This window comes from Streptomyces sp. SID12501, from assembly GCF_010550245.1.
Taxonomy (GTDB): domain Bacteria; phylum Actinomycetota; class Actinomycetes; order Streptomycetales; family Streptomycetaceae; genus Streptomyces.
Genome location: NZ_JAAGLU010000001.1, coordinates 1 through 17,714 on the forward strand (window position 1 = coordinate 1; position 17,714 = coordinate 17,714).

The 17,714-nt window shown below is 71.5% G+C and carries 16 protein-coding genes and 2 pseudogenes; 8 read left to right on the forward strand and 10 right to left on the reverse strand.

Translation table 11 applies throughout. The features are described 5' to 3' along the window. Positions 1-424 (reverse strand): annotated as a pseudogene (locus G3I71_RS00005) (PucR family transcriptional regulator); the annotation flags it as partial. A gap of 338 nt (positions 425-762) precedes the next feature. Further along, a complete protein-coding gene (locus G3I71_RS00010) occupies positions 763-1,737 on the reverse strand; it encodes an alpha/beta hydrolase (protein ID WP_164311750.1) in 975 nt (324 codons plus the stop codon). Between the two features lie 259 nt (positions 1,738-1,996). Between G3I71_RS00010 and G3I71_RS00015 the strand changes: the two genes are divergently transcribed. Continuing rightward, entirely contained in the window at positions 1,997-2,977 is a 981-nt protein-coding gene (locus G3I71_RS00015; RefSeq protein ID WP_164311751.1) for a TerC family protein, read from the forward strand. Between the two features lie 69 nt (positions 2,978-3,046). Then, positions 3,047-3,928 (forward strand): LLM class F420-dependent oxidoreductase, encoded by an 882-nt coding sequence (locus G3I71_RS00020; RefSeq protein ID WP_164311752.1) that lies wholly within the window; start codon positions 3,047-3,049, stop codon positions 3,926-3,928. 75 nt (positions 3,929-4,003) lie between these two features. Here the strand turns inward: G3I71_RS00020 and G3I71_RS00025 are convergent, their stop codons facing one another. Continuing rightward, complete coding sequence (locus tag G3I71_RS00025; RefSeq protein WP_164311753.1) at positions 4,004-4,561, reverse strand: NADPH-dependent FMN reductase; 558 nt, start codon at positions 4,559-4,561, stop codon at positions 4,004-4,006. Positions 4,562-4,677: 116 nt separating this feature from the next. On the opposite strand from G3I71_RS00025, the gene G3I71_RS00030 reads away from it, so the two are divergent. The 3 genes from G3I71_RS00030 (at position 4,678) to G3I71_RS00040 (ending at position 8,373) form a co-directional block, all read left to right on the forward strand. Next, positions 4,678-5,370 carry a TetR/AcrR family transcriptional regulator gene (locus G3I71_RS00030; protein ID WP_164311754.1) on the forward strand — a complete coding sequence of 231 codons (693 nt, stop codon included), beginning with the start codon at positions 4,678-4,680 and terminating at the stop codon, positions 5,368-5,370. Positions 5,371-5,657: 287 nt separating this feature from the next. Then, positions 5,658-6,704: a LacI family DNA-binding transcriptional regulator gene (locus G3I71_RS00035; RefSeq protein ID WP_203728950.1), complete on the forward strand. Its 1,047-nt coding sequence runs from the start codon at positions 5,658-5,660 to the stop codon at positions 6,702-6,704. A 223-nt stretch (positions 6,705-6,927) separates the two neighbouring features. Further along, the gene (locus G3I71_RS00040; protein ID WP_164311756.1) at positions 6,928-8,373 is read left to right on the forward strand and encodes an aldehyde dehydrogenase family protein; all 1,446 of its coding nucleotides are present in this window, start codon (positions 6,928-6,930) and stop codon (positions 8,371-8,373) included. 38 nt (positions 8,374-8,411) lie between these two features. Here the strand turns inward: G3I71_RS00040 and trxA are convergent, their stop codons facing one another. Beyond that, complete coding sequence (gene trxA, locus G3I71_RS00045) at positions 8,412-8,789, reverse strand: thioredoxin (protein ID WP_164311757.1); 378 nt, start codon at positions 8,787-8,789, stop codon at positions 8,412-8,414. Between the two features lie 127 nt (positions 8,790-8,916). Between trxA and G3I71_RS00050 the strand changes: the two genes are divergently transcribed. Beyond that, complete coding sequence (locus G3I71_RS00050) at positions 8,917-10,353, forward strand: NAD(P)/FAD-dependent oxidoreductase (protein ID WP_164311758.1); 1,437 nt, start codon at positions 8,917-8,919, stop codon at positions 10,351-10,353. Positions 10,354-10,395: 42 nt separating this feature from the next. On the opposite strand, the gene G3I71_RS00055 is transcribed toward G3I71_RS00050, so the two are convergent. Continuing rightward, positions 10,396-11,037 (reverse strand): peptide deformylase, encoded by a 642-nt coding sequence (locus tag G3I71_RS00055; protein ID WP_164311759.1) that lies wholly within the window; start codon positions 11,035-11,037, stop codon positions 10,396-10,398. 206 nt (positions 11,038-11,243) lie between these two features. Here G3I71_RS00055 and G3I71_RS00060 point away from each other — a divergent pair, with 206 nt between their 5' ends. Next, positions 11,244-12,668 (forward strand): PepSY domain-containing protein, encoded by a 1,425-nt coding sequence (locus G3I71_RS00060; protein ID WP_164311760.1) that lies wholly within the window; start codon positions 11,244-11,246, stop codon positions 12,666-12,668. 68 nt (positions 12,669-12,736) lie between these two features. On the opposite strand, the gene G3I71_RS00065 is transcribed toward G3I71_RS00060, so the two are convergent. The 5 genes and pseudogenes from G3I71_RS00065 to G3I71_RS00085 form a co-directional block, all read right to left on the reverse strand. Beyond that, on the reverse strand, positions 12,737-13,078 hold the full coding sequence (locus G3I71_RS00065; protein ID WP_164312034.1) for a tetratricopeptide repeat protein: 342 nt from the start codon (positions 13,076-13,078) through the stop codon (positions 12,737-12,739). 50 nt (positions 13,079-13,128) lie between these two features. Next, entirely contained in the window at positions 13,129-13,617 is a 489-nt protein-coding gene (locus G3I71_RS00070) for a winged helix DNA-binding protein (RefSeq protein WP_164312035.1), read from the reverse strand. Positions 13,618-13,644: 27 nt separating this feature from the next. After that, positions 13,645-14,091 (reverse strand): annotated as a pseudogene (locus G3I71_RS00075) (MarR family winged helix-turn-helix transcriptional regulator); the annotation flags it as partial. Positions 14,092-14,170: 79 nt separating this feature from the next. Further along, the gene (locus G3I71_RS00080) at positions 14,171-14,917 is read right to left on the reverse strand and encodes a FadR/GntR family transcriptional regulator (protein WP_164311761.1); all 747 of its coding nucleotides are present in this window, start codon (positions 14,915-14,917) and stop codon (positions 14,171-14,173) included. 130 nt (positions 14,918-15,047) lie between these two features. Continuing rightward, positions 15,048-16,013, reverse strand: coding sequence for a pirin family protein (locus G3I71_RS00085; RefSeq protein ID WP_164311762.1), 966 nt, complete (start codon positions 16,011-16,013; stop codon positions 15,048-15,050). A 175-nt stretch (positions 16,014-16,188) separates the two neighbouring features. On the opposite strand from G3I71_RS00085, the gene G3I71_RS00090 reads away from it, so the two are divergent. Further along, positions 16,189-17,706, forward strand: coding sequence for a carboxylesterase/lipase family protein (locus G3I71_RS00090; protein WP_164311763.1), 1,518 nt, complete (start codon positions 16,189-16,191; stop codon positions 17,704-17,706). The last annotated feature ends 8 nt before the right edge of the window (positions 17,707-17,714 follow it).

Consider the following 17,714-nt stretch of genomic DNA (forward strand, 5'->3'; position numbering starts at 1 on the left):
TGTGCTCTTCCGATCTCGCCGGGTCGTCGGCGGGGGCCGTCGGCGCACGGCCACGGGTGCGGTCCAGGACGCTCCGGATGGCAGCCGCCGCGCGTTCCAGGATCACCGCGTCGACGACACTGGGCGCCCCCGTCCGCTCCAGCCACAGCGCCGGGGCACCGTCCGGCGACAGCGGGGCGGACGGCCAGTCGGGGTCCGGCGGCCGGTCCGTGTCCCGGCGGCGCCCGTCGGTCTCGACGCGCAGACGCACCCGCCGCCCGGCGTCGGCGAGCCGCGCCGGACAACCGGCCAGCACGGCGACCCCGCGCACCAGCGCCTCGAGGCCGGCCCGGTGCTCGGCCAGCCGGTCGAAGTAGGCGATGACCCGGACGGCGGCACCGGCATCCGGATCCAGCGCGGTCAGCCGCCCCGCGAGCTCTTTCATGGCCCCATGGTGCCAGTTGCTCCGCAGGTTGCGCGGTTCCTTGGCTGCGGGCCCGGTGGGGGCCGGCCGCGCGGTTCCCCGCGCCCCTGGGAGGCTGCGCCTCCAGGCACTGGCCATGCTCCTTGCGGGGTAGTGGCTCAGTATTCTGCTGCGGGCCCGGTGGGGGCTGGTCGCGCAGTTCCCCGCGCCCCTGGAGGGCTGCGCCCCCAGGTCTTGGCCATGCCCCCTGCCGGCTATGGCCCAGCATTTCGCCGCGGGCTCGGCGGTGGCTGGTCGCGCGGTTCCCCGCGCCCCTTTGGGGCTGCGCCCCATCGGGGGACTCGCAGTCCCCAGCCGTCCTATTCCGCGAGGAGCCTGCGCAGCCACTCCAGCTGGGCCGACTGGCAGGCCTGGGAGAGGACCGCCTGGGGGGCGAAGCCGTCGAAGCCGTGGAAGCCGCCCGGCCATACGTGCAGCTCGGCGACTCCGCCGGCCTGCCACAGGCTCGTGGCGTAGGCGACGACCTCGTCGCGGAACGTCTCGGCGGAGCCGACGTCGAGGAAGGCCGGAGGAAGGCCGGACAGGTCCTGCGCGCGGGCCGGAGCCGCGTACGGGGAGACGTCCGGGCCGCCGCGCCGTTCGCCGAGCAACGCCGTCCACCCCGTGTCGTTGGCCGTGCGGTCCCACACTCCGAGGCCCGCCATCTGGTGCGTGGACGGGGTGTCGTTGCGGTCGTCGAGCATCGGGCACATCAGCAGCTGCCCGAGGGGCCGCGGACCCTTGCGGTCCCTGAGGAGCAGTGCCAGCGCGGCCGTCAGGCCACCTCCCGCACTGGCGCCCGCGATGACGATCCGCTCGGGGTCGCCGCCGATCTCCACGGCGTGTTCGGCGGTCCACAGCAGCCCGGCGTACACGTCGTCGATGGGCGCCGGGTACGGGTGTTCCGGCGCCAGCCGGTACTCCACGGACACCACGACCGCGCCCAGCTCCTTGCCCCACCGCAGCGGGCCGTCCACACCGACACGGTTGTTGCCGAGCACCATGCCGCCGCCGTGCACGTGATAGATCACGGGGAGGGGGCCGTCCGTCGCCGGAGCGGTCGGACGACAGATCAGCAGTGAGATACCGGGCGCGTTCTCGGGGCCGGGCACGACCCGGTCCTCGACCTCGAAGGCCCCGTCCAGCGTCAGGTCCATGTCCGCGAGCATCGCGATGCCGGGTCCGTTGCGCACAGCCTCGATCTCGTCCATGGTCAGCCTGGGCGGCAACGTGTCCTTGATCATCTCCAGGACGGCGGCGAGTTCAGGGTCGAACGGGGGCGGCGTAAGCGTCATTGCCTCTGCTCCTCATGCTGCGTGCGGCGGCTCGTACGGCGATGATCCGCGCGGCCCCGGGGTTCCGGCACACCGCCGTACGGCGGGACTTGCCCGCCATCCGGCGGGTAGCCCGGTCGGCCCTGTCTCGGCCGAAACGGCGCCTGCGCCACTGACCTGGGGATTTTGCCAGGTGATGAATCGTTGTTCACCGTATTGGGGTGGAAATGATCAGTGGTGATGACAACGCTGCCATTGCCCCCCTTCCTCTGGAGTACCTGTGAACGTCTCATTCGCCGTCTGGACGCTGACAGTCGTCGGCCTGTGCGTCCTCGTCGCCGTCGACTTCTTCATCGGCCGCAAACCCCACGACGTGTCCCTCAAAGAAGCCGGCACCTGGACCGTGGTGTGGGTCGTCCTCGCCTGTCTGTTCGGGCTCGGGCTGGCGATCTACGGTGGTTCCAAGCCCACCGGTGAGTTCTTCGCCGGGTACATCACCGAGAAGTCGCTGAGCGTCGACAACCTGTTCGTCTTCGTCCTGATCATGGGCAAGTTCGCGGTGCCCTCGCAGTACCAGCAGCGGGTACTGATGGTCGGTGTCCTGGTCGCCCTCGTACTGCGCGCCGGGTTCATCGCGGCGGGCGCGGCGATCATCTCCACGTTCTCGTGGGTGTTCTACATCTTCGGCGCCTTCCTCATCTGGACCGCCTGGAAACTGGTCCAGGACGCCAAGAAGGGCTCGCACGAGGAGGGGGCCGAAGAGTACGAGGAGAACAAGCTGCTCAAGATGGCCGAGAAGCGGTTCGGTGTCGCGGACCGCTACCACGGCACCAAGCTGTTCATCGTGGAGAACGGCAAGCGGATCATGACGCCGATGATGGTCGTCATGCTCGCGATCGGCTCCACGGACGTGCTGTTCGCGCTCGACTCCATCCCCGCCATCTACGGGCTGACCCAGGACCCGTACATCGTCTTCACCGCCAACGCCTTCGCCCTGATGGGCCTGCGCCAGCTGTACTTCCTCATCGGCGGCCTGCTGAAGAAACTGGTGCACCTCAGCTACGGCCTGTCGATCATCCTCGGCTTCATCGGGGTGAAACTCGTGCTCCACGCGCTGCACGAGTCCGGCGTCCACGTGCCGGAGATCTCCATCCCCTTCTCGCTGGGCTTCATCGTCCTCGTACTGGCCGTCACGACCGTGACGAGCCTGCGGGCGTCGAAGAAGCAGGAGGAGGCCGAGGCGGCCCAGCCTCACGCTTGACTTCGTGTGCGCTCCAAGAACTAGCTTCGTACCCGGAACACCGCTGGATGCAGGCGAACGGAGACGGACATGCGGCTCGGCGTGCACATCAATCGGTTCAACCATCCCGGCGGCGGCCCCGCGCTCGGCTCCGAGCTGGCGGCGGCCGGTGCCGCGGCTGAGGCGGCGGGCGTCCACCGGCTCACGGTCATGGACCACTACTTCCAGATGGAGTTCAACGGCGGCGCCGAGGATCCCATGCTGGAGGCCTACACAACCCTCGGCTTCCTCGCCGCCCACACCTCCACGGTCCGCCTCGGCGCGCTGGTGACCGGCGTGACGTACCGCCACCCCGGACTGCTCGCCAAGATCGCCACCACCCTCGACGTGCTCTCCGGCGGCCGGGCCGGTCTCGGCATCGGGGCGGCCTGGTACGACCGGGAGCACGAGGGGCTCGGGGTGCCGTACCCGGCGACGGCCGAGCGGTTCGAGCGGCTGGAGGAGACTCTGCGGATCTGTCTCCAGATGTGGGACCCGGACGCCAACGGGCCCTTCGAGGGCACGCACTACCGGCTCGCCGAGACCCTCTGCGTCCCGGCGCCCGTCAGCTCACCGCGTCCGGAGATCATGATCGGCGGCGGGGGAGAGCGCAAGACCCTGCGCCTGGTCGCCCAGTACGCGGACGCCTGCAACCTGTTCGCGAGCACCCCGGAGGAGGTCGGGCACAAGCTCGACGTCCTGCGCGGCCACTGCGACAGCGTGGGACGCCCGTACGACGACATCACCAGGACGCTTCTCTACATGGGCGACGCGCCCGAGGAGAACGACGTCGACGCCTTCGTCCGGGACATCGAGGGCTACGCCAAGTTCGGCATCGAGACGGTCATGCTGGGACCGCGCACGGGCGAACCGGCCGCCTGGATCGAGCGGTTCGTGGCCCCGGCGGCGCGGCGCGCGGCCGAGCTGGGCTGAGGCCGGGGCGGCCGGGCGGACATGACGGAGGGCCGGAACCTGTGCGGCTCCGGCCCTCCGTCATGTGTACGCCGATCAGGCGGCGGCGGACGTGGCCTCGGCGTGGACCAGGCCGATGACCTCAATCAGCTGAGCGGCGACCTCGGCGTCGTCGGAGGGGTGCGTCTCGGCGAAACGGACCAGCGAGCCGGGGATGGCGAGCTTGACGTCGAGAACCTTGGCGCCGGCGATGCCCGCGGCCTTGCGCGCCTCGTCCTGCGCCCAGACGCCGCCGAACTGGCCGTACGCGGTGCCGACCACGGCGAGCGGCTTGTCGGTGAGGGCGCCGGCACCGTACGGGCGGGACAGCCAGTCGATGGCGTTCTTCAGGACGGCCGGAATCGTGCCGTTGTACTCGGGCGAGAAGAGCAGCAGCGCGTCGGCCGAGTTGGCGGCCTCGCGCAGTGCGACGACGGAGGCCGGCAGGCTGCCCTCCACGTCGATGTCCTCGTTGTAGAACGGGACGTCCGCGAGGCCTTCGAACAGCACGACCTCGGCGCCTTCGGGGGCGAGCTTCACGGCAGCCTCGGCGAGCTGGCGGTTGGTGGAACCGGCACGAAGGCTGCCGACGAGGGCGAGTATGCGAACAGACATAAGGACTCCACAGGGGCTGAAACGTTGTCGTCACGATCCGGACCGAAGTCCGTTTGCAGTTCTACCAGTGAAACGGACCGCGGTCCAGTTTTCTTCCGAGGCGTTACGCTGTCTTCATGTCCGACTCCCTGCCGCCCTTCCCGAAGCCCTCGTGGGGGGCCGGTGAGCCCCTGCTGCTGGAACTGGGTCCCGGTGTCGGCGCCGATGCCGGGACCGAGGCCAGAGCCGACGAGCCGTGCCTGCGCGCCGACGCCGCACGCAACCGCGCCCGCCTGCTGGAGGCCGCCGCACGCCTGGTGGAGCAGTTCGGCGCGGCGGGCGTGACGATGGAGGCGGTGGCCGCCGCGGCGCAGGTGGGCAAGGGGACCGTGTTCCGGCGCTTCGGGGACCGCACCGGTCTGCTGATGGCCCTGCTCGACCACTCGGAGCGGAAACTCCAGGCCGCCTTCCTGGCCGGTCCGCCGCCGCTCGGCCCCGGGGCGCCGCCCGTGGAGCGGCTGCGCGCGTTCGGTGTCGCGGTGCTGCGCCGGGCCGTCGACGAACTGGAACTGCAACTCGCCGCAGAGGGCGAACCGGGCCGCCGCTTCGCTTCCGCACCGCGCATGGTGCTGTCCGCCCACGTCACCATGCTGCTCCGTCAGGCGATCCCGGGTGCCGACTGCGAACTCCTCGCGAAAACGCTGATGGGATACCTGGATCCGGCCCTCATCCATCACCTGACCAAGCAGTGCGGGATGGCGCCGGAGCGGCTGGAGGCGGGCTGGATCGACCTCGTCGACCGGATCGCGGGCGGTACGCCTTCGCGTTGAGGGCGAGTTTCGGCCAACTGCGCCGGTCGCACTCCGGTGTGCGGGATCGGCCAACCGGTCGCACCTGTCCGTGACTTGACCCCGCGTGTCCGGAAAGCGCGTTCACTGCGCGGTGGTGCGGAGTGTGGTCGTGAAGTGGTCGTACAACAGGCTTCGGGCTGCTGGGAATGATCTTATTAAAGCGTTTCAGTAAAGCGCTTTCCTGAAGCGCTTTCGTCAACTGCCTTTGCTATCGGGTCGATTGCGAAGTTCCCCCGGTCAAAACTGTGCCCCGAGCTTCTGCAAAGATGCCATACGTCATGGTGCAGATACCGAATTCGGCCGCCCCGGCGACGCCCCAGCCGCGCTCCGTGCCCACGAGCGCGGATGTGGCACGCCTGGCCGGCGTCTCGCGCGCAACCGTCTCCTACGTCCTCAACAACACCAGTGCCGTCCGGATCAGCGAACCCACCCGCCGTCGGGTCCACGAGGCCGCGAAGGAACTCGGGTACGTTCCGCACGCGGCGGCCCGCAGTCTGCGGGCCGGGCACAGCCGCATGGTCCTGATGCCCGCGCCGAGCATGCCGATCGGCCCGCTCTACAGCCAGTTCATCAACGACCTCCAGTGGGCGCTCAGCCGCCTCGACTACACCGTCGTCCAGTACGCCTCCGTCGGCCTGCGCGGCGACGAGGCCGCCCGGGCCTGGGCCGAACTGCGGCCCGCCGCCGTCCTCGTGCCCGTCGGCGGGATCGGACCCGAGGGCGTGGCCGTCCTCAAGCGCTCCGGCGCCCGGGCCGTCGTCACGCTCGGTTCCGAGCGCATCGAGGGCGCGCACAGCCTGCTCGTCGACCACGAAGGCGTCGGCCGCGTCGCGGGCGCGCACCTGTACGCCCGTGGCCGCCGCCGGATCGGCGTCGTCGTGCCCGAGGAGCCCGGCCTGAAGGTCTTCTCCAAGCCCCGCCTCGACGGGGTGCGCGGCGCGGTGGAGGGCACGGACGCCTCGGTGACCGTGCTGCCGCTGGCGTACGAGGAGGAGTCCGCGGCCCGACTGGCCGCCCGCTGGCCCGAACTCGGCCTGGACGGCGTCTTCGCGTTCAACGACGAGTACGCGATGCTGCTGATGCGGGCCCTGCAGGACGCGGGCGTCACCGTCCCGGACGACACGGCGCTGGTCGGCGCCGACGACCTGGTCCTCGGCCGGCTGCTGCGGCCCAGACTGAGCACGGTGCACATCGAACTCCCGGCCGGCCGGGATCTCGCGGAACTCGTGGACCGAGCCGTGCGCAACCCCGGTGCCGACGCCGAGACCCACCACGTCCACGGAGCGACGCTCGTCCACCGCGACTCCAGCTGAACCGTCTTCCGCGCGCGGCGACTTCTGCGGCGCGGTTCTCGTACGGCGTGACTAGGATGTTGCACGCTCAACCAGTGGGGATGCCGTCGACCACCGGAGGCGCGTGCTGCTCTGCCGCGCACCGGATCACCGCATCCCGCCCCGCGGCTGACGAACGGCCGCGAACCACACGGGACCCGCGTTCGCTCCGCGCGTCCCGCCGGTGACGAAACGGAGAGCCGCAATGCCGTTGCTCGACCCCAAGACCTGGCAGTCCCATGCCGCCCGTCCCCTGTCGGGCCCCGAGTACGCCGTCACCGAGCCCGCCACCGGCGAGGCGCTCGGCACGGTCACGCTCGCCACCGGCGAGGACGTCGGACCGGCCGCGCAGGCCGCCCGTACCGCCCAGGCCGCCTGGGCACGCACCCCGCACTTCGTGCGTGCCGGAGTACTCCGCAGGGCGGGCGACCTGTTCGCCGCGCACACCGACGAGCTGCGCGACTGGATCGTCCGCGAGTCCGGCTCGATACCCGGCAAGGCCGAGTTCGAACTGCACGTCGCCGCCCAGGAGTGCTACGAGGCCGCCGCCCTCGCCTCCCGCCCGGTCGGGCAGGTGCTGTCCTCGGAGGCGCCCCGGCTGTCCTACACACGGCGGGTGCCCGTCGGGGTGGTCGGCGTCATCTCGCCGTTCAACGCCCCGCTGATCCTCTCCATCCGCTCCGTCGCGCCGGCTCTCGCGCTCGGCAACGCGGTCGTCCTGAAGCCGGACCCGCGCACGGCGGTCTGCGGCGGGCTCTCCCTGGCCGCGGTCTTCGCCGAGGCGGGCCTGCCCGAGGACCTGCTGCACGTCCTGCCGGGCGGCCCGGACGCCGGCCAGGCACTGGTCGCCGACCCGCTGGTGCCCGTCATCTCCTTCACTGGCTCCACGGCGGCGGGCCGGGCGGTCGGCGAGGCGGCCGGACGCCACCTGAAGCGCGCCCACCTCGAACTCGGCGGCAACTCCGCGATGATCGTCCTGGAGGACGCCGACCTCGACGCGGTGATCTCCACCGCCGCCTGGGGCTCCTTCTTCCACCAGGGCCAGATCTGCATGACGACCGGCCGCCACCTCGTCCACCAGTCGTTGTACGGGGAGTACGTCGAGCGGCTCGCCGCCAAGGCCGACTCCCTCGCCGTCGGCGACCCGCACCGCGCGCAGGTCCACCTCGGCCCGATCATCGACGGCTCCCAACTCGCCAAGATCCACGGCCTGGTGGAGGCCAGCACGGCGAGCGGCGCCAAGCTCGCGGCGGGCGGCACGCACGAGGACCTCTTCTACCGGCCGACGGTCCTCGCCGACGTCGACGACCGGACCCCGGCCTACGCGGAGGAGGTCTTCGGCCCGGTCGCGCCCGTACGCCCCTTCACCACCCTCGACGAGGCCGCCGCCCTCGCCTCGGCCGGCCCCTACGGGCTCTCCCTCGGCATCGTCACCCGCGACACCTCACGCGGCCTCGACCTCGCCGAACGCATCCCGACCGGGATCGTCCACATCAACGACCAGACGGTCAACGACGAGGCCGTGGCCCCCTTCGGCGGGGTCGCCGCCTCAGGCACCGGCGCCCGGTTCGGCGGCGAGTCCAACCTGGAGGCCTTCACCGACGTCCGCTGGACGACGGTGCGGGGAGACGTGGCGCCGTACCCCTTCTAGGAGTTGGCCCCGGGCCCTGATGCCGGGCCCGGCGGGGCTTACTCGCCCTGCTGGGCCTGCTGCTCGGCGACCGACTTGCGGACCTCGTCCATGTCCAGCTTCCGGGCCTGCCCGATGACGTCCGTCAGGGCGGCCTCGGGCAGGGCACCCGGCTGCGCGAACACCGCGACCTGGTCCCGGACGATCATCAGCGTCGGGATCGACTGGATACCGAAGGCCTGCGCCAGCTCCGGCTGCGCCTCCGTGTCGATCTTGCCGAACACCAGATCCGGGTTGTCCTCGGCGGCCTTCTCGTACACCGGGGCGAACTGACGGCACGGCCCGCACCAGGACGCCCAGAAGTCGAGCAGCACGAACTCGTTCTCTGTGACCGTCTGGTCGAAGTTCTCCTTGGTGAGCTCCACGGTGCTGCTCATGACCTGATTCCTCTTCTTCCTGCTGTCGGGTCGTTGCCGGTGCGCTCGCACAACACGGCCCGGCCACCGCGTATTCCGCGCCCGTACCCGTGTGGCCACGGGCCACGCCACCTACCAGACTGACCCCATGACGGAAACGGAAACCAACGTGTACGACGTCGTGGTGCTCGGTGCCGGGCCCGTGGGGGAGAACGTCGCCGACCGCACCCGCGCGGCCGGCCTGTCCACCGCGATCGTGGAGAGCGAACTGGTCGGCGGCGAGTGTTCCTACTGGGCCTGTATGCCCAGCAAGGCCCTCCTGCGCCCGGTCATCGCCCGCGCCGACGCCCGACGGGTGCCCGGCCTGAGCCACCTCGTCCAGGGCCCCCTGGACGCCGAGGCGGTCCTCGCCCACCGCGACTACGAGACCTCGAACTGGCAGGACGACGGACAGATCGGCTGGCTGGAGAGCATCGGCGCCGACCTCTACCGGGGCCAGGGACGCCTGGCCGGCCCGCGCACCGTGACCGTGACGGGCGAGGACGGCTCGACGCGGACGCTGACGGCCCGGCACGCGGTCGCCGTGTGCACCGGCACCGGCGCCCAACTGCCCGACCTGCCGGGCCTCGCCGAGGTCGGGCCCTGGACGAGCCGGGAGGCGACCAGCGCCAAGTCGGTGCCCGGCAGCCTGATCGTCGTCGGCGGCGGTGTCGTCGCGGTGGAGATGGCCACGGCCTGGCAGGCGCTCGGCTCACGGGTCACCCTGCTGGTGCGCGGCAAGGGCCTGCTGCCCCGCATGGAGCCGTTCGCGGGCGAACTGGTCGCCGAGGCGCTGGCGGAGGCAGGCACGGACGTCCGCACGGGAACCTCGGTCCAGTCGGTGACCAGGGAGAACGGCACCGTCGTGGCGGTCACGGACACTGGCGACCGGATCGAGGCCGACGAGATCCTCTTCGCCACCGGACGCGCCCCGCGCACCGACGACATCGGCCTCGACACGGTCGGCCTGGAGCCGGGTTCCTGGCTGTCGGTCGACGACAGCCTCCGGGTCACCGGCAGCGAGTGGCTGTACGCGGTCGGCGACGTCAACCACCGCGCCCTCCTCACCCATCAGGGCAAGTACCAGGCCCGGATCGCGGGCGCCGCCATCGCCGCCCGCGCGGCCGGCGTACCGCTCCTGGAGACCGACCCCTGGGGCGCCCACTCGGCCACCGCCGACCACGGCGCCGTCCCGCAGGTCGTCTTCACCGACCCGGAGGCGGCGTCCGTCGGCCTCTCCCTCGCCGAGGCGGAGCAGACGGGCCGCCGGGTGCGCGCGGTCGACGTGGAGTTCTCCTCGGTGGCGGGCGCCGGCCTGTACGCCGACGGCTACCGGGGCCGCGCCCGCATGGTCGTCGACCTGGACCGCGAGACCCTGCTCGGCGTGACCTTCGTCGGACCCGGCGTGGGCGAACTGATCCACTCGGCGACCGTCGCCGTCGCCGGCGAGGTGCCGCTGGGACGGCTGTGGCACGCGGTGCCGTCGTACCCGACGATCAGCGAGGTCTGGCTGCGGCTGCTGGAGGCCTACCGGGACGGGAAGTAGGAGAAAGCAGGAACAGCACCGGCGGTCGGCGGAGATGAGCGGTCAGAGGGGGAAACCCAGCTCCTCGGCCGCTCGCGCCGGGGTCGGCTGGGCCCACCGCTCCGCCATGGCCGCGCCGGAGGACAGCGAGCGCAGTTCGGCGCGGTCGAGATAGAGCGTGCCGTCCAGATGGTCGGTCTCGTGCTGGACGATCCGGGCCGGCCAGCCGGTGAACACCTCGTCCACCGGATGCCCGTACTCGTCCTGGCCCGTGAGCCGTACCGTCGCGGGCCGGGACACCACCGCCTGCCAGCCCGGGACGCTCAGACAGCCCTCGAAGAACGAGACCCGGTCGGCGCCGACCGCTTCGTACGACGGATTCACCAGCACCCGGAACGGCAGCGGCACGCGCCCGCGCACCAGCCGCACCTCCTCCGGCACCGGCGCCGGGTCCTCGACGACCGCGATCCGCAGCTCCACCCCGACCTGCGGCGCCGCCAGACCGACGCCCGGTGCGGCGTGCATGGTCTCGCGCAGCGCCTCGACGAAGCGGCCCAGCAGCTCCGGGCCGAGCTGCCTGTCGAAGGGCACGGTGCCACGGCGCAGCACCGGATCGCCGGCGGCGACGATCGGCAACGGGCCGCCGACAGCGAGGAGTCGTTCGACCCGGTCGGCAAGGGTGCTCGGGTCATGGGGAGTTGCCATGGCGCCAGGATGCCACGCGTCTCCGACACCCGGCGCCCACCTGTGTGACGTACGCCACTGGCCGGGCCGGGAACTCGACGGCCCGACGGTCCGACTACTGAACCGTCCCCACAGTCGTACCGCTCACATTCCTACCGCCTTCAGCCGTGCACCCCCACAGCCGTCTTCCCCGCTCACCCTCCCCAGCCCACCGGAGAAGCCCGCCGATGTCCATCGCTCCCACGACCACGACGGACGAAACCCCGGACGCACCGGACTCGTCGAAATCCTCCACCCCGGCGAAACCGTCCGCAGCCGCCACGCTCCGCCCGCTCGTCCTGCGGCTGCACTTCTACGCGGGCCTGCTCGTCGCCCCGTTCCTGCTGGTCGCCGCCCTGAGCGGTGGTCTGTACGCGGCCTCCTTCCAGGCCGAGAAGATCGTCTACGCCGACGAGTTCACCGTCTCCGTGGGCGACACCAAGCTGCCGATCTCCGAGCAGGTGGCCGCGGCGCGCAAGGCCCATCCCGAGGGCACCGTCGCGGCCGTACGTCCCTCGCCCGAGGACGACGCCACGACGAGGGTCATGCTGTCCGGTGTGGCCGGGGTCGGTGCCGACCACACGCTCGCCGTGTTCGTCGACCCGTACACCGCGAAGGTGAAGGGCGCGCTCGAGCAGTACGGTTCGACGGGCGCGCTGCCTCTGCGTACCTGGCTCAGTGAGTTCCACCGCAATCTGCACCTCGGTGAGAACGGCCGCCTCTACAGCGAACTCGCCGCGAGCTGGCTGTGGGTGATCGCGGGCGGCGGCCTGGTGCTGTGGTTCGCCCGCCGTCGTACCCAGCGCAAGGTGCGCGGCACCAGCGGACGGCGCCGCACCCTCGGTCTGCACGGCACCGTCGGCGTCTGGGCCTCGGCCGGCTTCATCTTCCTCTCCGCCACCGGCCTGACCTGGTCGACGTACGCGGGCGCCAACATCGACGTCCTGCGCACCTCCCTCGGCCAGTCCACCCCGTCCGTCTCGGCGGCGGCGGGCGGCGAACACACGGGCCATGGCGCGGCGGCCGGTGCCGGGAGCACCGGCGAGCACGGCGTCGGCCTCGACAAGGTGCTGGCCGCGGCCCGCGCCGAGGGCCTGGGCGACCCCGTCGAGATCGTCCCGCCGGCGGACGAGTCCTCCGCGTACGTCGTGAAGCAGGTCCAGCGCAGCTGGCCCACCAAGCAGGACGCGGTCGCCGTGGACCCGTCGACCGGCGAGGTCCTCGACGTCCTCCGGTTCGCCGACTACCCGGTCCTCGCGAAGCTGACCCGCTGGGGCATCGACGCGCACACCGGGGTCCTGTTCGGGATCGTCAACCAGCTCGCGCTGATGGCCCTCGCCCTCTCGCTCGTCCTGCTCATCCTGTGGGGATACCGCATGTGGTGGCTTCGCGGCCGGGCCTCCGCCTTCGGCCGCCCGATCCCGCGCGGCGCCTGGCAGCAGGTGCCCCCGCTGCTCCTCGTGGCGCTGCTGGCGGGCGTGGCCGTCGTGGGCTACTTCGTTCCGCTGCTCGGTATTCCGCTGGCCGCCTTCATCGCCGTCGACGTGATCCTGGGCGAGATCGACCACCGGCGGGGCGGGCGCACACGCGGGGAGCGGGTCGGCGCGAAGTAGATACGAGAGACGGCCCGGCTCCCCTCCTGAGCTGGGGAGCCGGGCCGTCTCGTCCGTCGTACGGAGATCTACTCGAAGTCGCCTGCGAGAGCCGAGGCGAGCTTCATGTGCGGTGCGGCCTCCTCATGGCGGCCCTGGCGCTGGAGCGTGCGCCCGAGCATCAGCCGGGCGTACTGCTCCACCGGGTCGCGGTCGACGAGGACGCGCAACTCGGCCTCAGCGCGCTGCAGTTGGGCCGAGTGGTAGTAGGCGCGGGCCAGCAGCAGCCGGGGTGCGGTCTGCTCCGGCACCTCCTTGACCAACCCGTCCAGAACACGCGCCGCGCCGGCGTAGTCCTTGGCGTCGAAGAACAGTCCCGCCCGCTCCCAGCGCTCCGCGGCGGTTCCGTGGTCGTAGTACGTGTACGTCATGGTCTCCACTCGTGCCTCCTTCGGAGGCGGTAACCGGCCCGGGCGGTTGTTCATTCCGCCCCTGGTCCGGCCATGGCGGCCAGCTCGGCGTTCGCCCGTTCGTTGATCAGTGACAGCACCCGGCCTGCGGTGGCCAGATCGCCGTCCGGGATACCGGCGTAGATCCGCGCGGAGATCGGGGCGGTCTCGTTGCCGGTGGTGCGGTACAGCTCGCGTCCCGCGTCCGTGATGGTGAGGAAGGTCGTGGACTCGGCCGCCAGCAGCCGGCTTTCGACGAGTTCCGCGACGACCGCGCGCACGGCTGCCGCATCGGTCTTCAGCGCGCCGACGACCTCGCCGACCAGCCACTCGCGGTCGACGGGTCCGTCCGCGACGGCGACGAGTCTGAGCGTCACCGACTGCTGGAAGGTGGCGCCGTGCCGGGCCAGTACGTTTTCGAGGACCGCCCGCCCGGCGTAGTGGGCGAGGGCTATGACGCGGGGATTCAGGGCGGGCGGGGCGGAAGCGGGGACTGCGGTGGACGCGGTGGGTGAGGTCATGACTGCCTCCTTCTCGGGGTCGGCGTGGAGAGGGGTGTCGAGCAGTAGTGCCAGTTCGCGGGTGAAGTCCCGGGCGCGCTCGCTGTCCAGGCCGCCGAGGGGCTCCAGCAACTGCTGAAGCAGTCCCTGTACGACCTTGATCGAGTGTCGGGTGACCTCGCTGCCCTCCTCGGTGAGGGCCAGCCGCACCGCGCGGGGGTCCTGCGGGTCCCGGGTGCGTTCGAGCAGGCCGGCGGTCTCCAGGGCGCGGGCGAGCTTCGACACGTAGAGCGGTTCGAGGCCGGTGTGGTCGGCGAGCTGCCGCTGGCTGGGACGCAGACCGGCGCGCCGCATGCCATGCAGCGATGCGACCAGTGCGTACTGCGCGTGGGTCAGCCCCAGGGGGGCGACCGCCCGGTCGACTGCCACGCGCCACTTCGTCGACAGACGCCACACCAGGTAGCCGGGGGTCGCTTCCTCGGATGTCGGACTCATGGCAAATACAGTACATGGCTACTATGTACATGGCTACTAAATTTCCGCTAAGCCCGGTAGCGGTGGCGGGCCGTGACGATCAGGTGCCGGTGCCGGTGCCGGTGGCGGCTGTCGTCGGCGTTCGGTAGGTGAGGGGGTCGGCGGAGCGCAGGTGTTCTCTCAGCCCCTGCTCGGTACTGCTCACATGCAGCAGGGCGGCGGCCTGGCTGAGGGAGGCGTCCCGGGTGGACAGTGCCCGGTAGATCGCCTCGTGCTCGGCAAGAGTGCGGCCCGCGGCCCGGGCGTCGACCAGGCCACGCCAGATGCGGGCGCGCAGCGTACGGCCGGAGATGGCCTCCAGGAGAGTGAGCAGCGTGTCGTTGCCCGTCGCCGAGACGACGGCGCGGTGAAAGGCCGCGTCATGGGCGTTGAGCTGCTCGACGTCGTCCCGGGCCTCACGCATGGCGTCGAGGTGACTCTTGACCTCGGCGAGCTGTTCGTCGGAGATCCTGGTGGCGGCCAGCGCGGTGGCCATCGGTTCGAGGAGCCGTCGTACCTCCATGAGGTCCTGCAGGGCGGCCGAGTCCCCCTGGAGCAGTTCCACCGCCCCGCCGAGGCCCTCGAAGAGCAACTTCGGCTGCAGACTGGTCACATACGTGCCGTCGCCTCGCCGGACCTCCAGGATCCGCGCGACGGCGAGGGCCTTGACCGCCTCGCGGGCGAGGTTGCGGGACAGGCCGAGCTGGGCGGCCAGTTCCGGTTCCGGCGGGAGCTTCGATCCCGGGGGCAGGGCGCCGGTGCGGATCAGCTCACGGATCTGCGCGATGGCCTTGTCCGTCAGTGACAACGCGAACTCCTTCCATGACCGCTCTCCGCGGGCACGTCCGACCTGATCGGTTCCTGGGCGCGAAGATCGTCCCAGAGGCGAGGGGGAGCCGGTCCCGAGCGCCCGGGACCGGCGGCTCGGAGTTCCCTGTTCAGCGCACCCTTCCGCGCGGCTTCAGCGGAGCCTCGGGGAGGGTCGGCGCACGGAGCGGGTCTCCGTCGTAACCCTTCACCTCGCCGAACCGGGTTCCCTTCGCCCAGTCCTCGCGCGCCTGCACGATCTCCTCCTGAGTACGCCCGACGAAGTTCCACCACATGATCAGCTCCTCCTCGAACGGCTCACCGCCCAGGAGCATCACGCTCGCGTCGGACGCGGCGCGCAACGGGAGTTCGGTGCGACCGCAGCCGAGGTAGAGCATCGAGCCCGGCAGCACCGGCACCCCGTCGACGTGCACCTCCCCGGACATCGCCAGCACCCCGTACTCGAAGTCGGGTACGAGCGGGAGGCGTACGTCGGCGTCGGCGGTGAGCGTCAGGTCGGCGCCGACGATGGGGGTGTACGTCGTGCCGGGCGAGGTCGAGCCGTCGAGGTCGCCCAGGATCACGGTCGCCGTCACGCCGGGTGCCGTGACCATGGGCAGGCCGGTGTGGTGTTCGAAGTGCGGGTCCGTGTGGCGGTGGCCGTCCGGCAGGGCGACCCACAGCTGCGCCCCGTGCAGGAACCGCGCGTGGGACGCGGGGCTCTCCTCGGAGTGGCTGATCGCCCGGCCGGAGGTCATGAGGCCCAGTTCGCGCGGGCGGATCGTCTGGAGGCTGCCGGTCGAGTCGCGGTGCAGCACCTCGCCCTCGTGCAGCCAGCTCACCGTCTGGAGGCCCATGTGCGGATGCGGCGGCACCTGCATGCCGGGCTCGTCGGCGATGTCGTCCGGCCCGTAGTGGTCGACGAAGGCCCACGCGCCGATCATGCGCCGGCCGAGGTTCGGCAGCAGCCGACGTACCTCGGTGCCCTCCCCGAGCTTGACGTGCCGGGGACTCAGCAGCTCGCGCACGGGTTCGGCGACGACGAATCCGCGGCCGCCACAGACGCTGGGTACGGGCGCGCGGTCAAGGTTGCTCATGGCGCACAACCTAGTCCGGGACCAAGCTTGTACGCACGGGAGCAGTGCCCTCGGGCCCCCTCACGCCGACGTGGCGACACGCACCTCCGCACTCCGGTTCGCCTGGTGAAAGCTAGTTCGCCTCGGATACCGTGTCGTGGACCGCCATCGGCAGGCGTTTCCTGAGGAGTCGACGATGAGTACAGGCGAGTTTCCCGAGGTCAGGACGGCCGCAGGCGCGGTCCGGGGGCGCCAGGAGGGCAGCCTCGCTGTGTTCCGCGGGATTCCGTTCGCGCAGCCGCCGGTCGGGGAACTGCGGTTCGCGGCGCCGCGGCCGGCGGACCGCTGGGACGGGGTGCGGGAGGCCTTCGCGTTCGGGCCGCCTCCTCCTCAGGAGGTGATGGGTCCCGACGCCTCGCTCGTCGGCGACGACTGGCTGACCGTCAACGTCTGGACGCCTGACGCGGATCCGGGGGCACGTCGACCGGTGATGGTGTGGATCTACGGCGGTGCCTACAAGCTGGGCTCCGCCGACGACCCGAACTACGACGGTGGCCGTCTCTCCCGCGACGGAGACATCGTCGTGGTCACCCTCAACTACCGGGTCGGCATCGAGGGGTTCGCCCGGATCGAGGGCGCCCCGGCCAACCGCGGGCTGCTCGACCAGGTCGCCGCCCTGGAGTGGGTGCGCGAGAACGTCACCGGGTTCGGCGGCGACCCCGACCAGGTCACCGTTTTCGGGGAGTCGGCGGGCGCCGGGTCGATCGCCGCACTGCTGGCCATGCCGAGGGCGCGCGGACTGTTCCGGCGGGCGATCGCGCAGAGTGTGCCCGGCACGTACTTCTCGGACGCGCTGGCCGGGGACATCGCCGAGGCGCTGGCCGGGGAGCTCGGGCTGCGTCCGACGGTCGCCGACCTGTCCGGCGTGGATCCCCGCAAGCTGCCCGAGGCGGGGGCCGCGCTCGCACCCCGGATGCGCGAGTACGTGCCGAGGTGGGGTGCGGTCGCCCTCACGCCCACCCCGTTCTCGCCCGTCGTCGACGGAGACGTCCTGCCCACCGCCCCGTGGGAGGCGCTGGCGGGCGGCGCCGCGCGGGACGTGGACCTGATCGTCGGACACACCCGGGACGAGTACCGCCTCTTCCTCATGTTCGGCGGGCTGTTCGGCCGCGTGGACGAGGAGATGGCGTCGGCGGTGCTGCGCACGTTCGGACCCGGACCCGAGCCGGAGCAGGCCTATCGTGCCGCGTTCCCGGACGCCTCGGCGGAGTACCTGTTCGAACTCGTCCAGTCCGACTGGCTGTTCCGCATGCCGTCGCTGCACCTGGCCCAGGCCCAGGTGGCCGGCGGCGGCCGGGCCCATGTGTACGAGCTGACCTGGCCCGCCCCGGTGAACGGCGGAGCCCTGGGCGCCTGTCACGGCCTGGACGTGCCGCTGACCTTCGGCAACTACGGCGACACCGTCGGCGGGCTCGGCGGCATGTTGGTCGGTCCCACGCCGCCGCCCGAGACCGAGGCGCTGTCCGCCCGCTTCCGTTCCTCCTGGACCTCCTTCGCCGCCACGGGCGACCCGGGCTGGCCCGCGTACGACAACGAGCAGCGCCTCGTCCAGGTCTTCGACGCCGAACCTGCCGTCGCCGCCTACCTTGAGGATGCCTCCCGGCGCCTTTGGCAGCGGCACGCTTTCGGCGTGCTGCCACTGACCACGGCGTAAGCGGACCG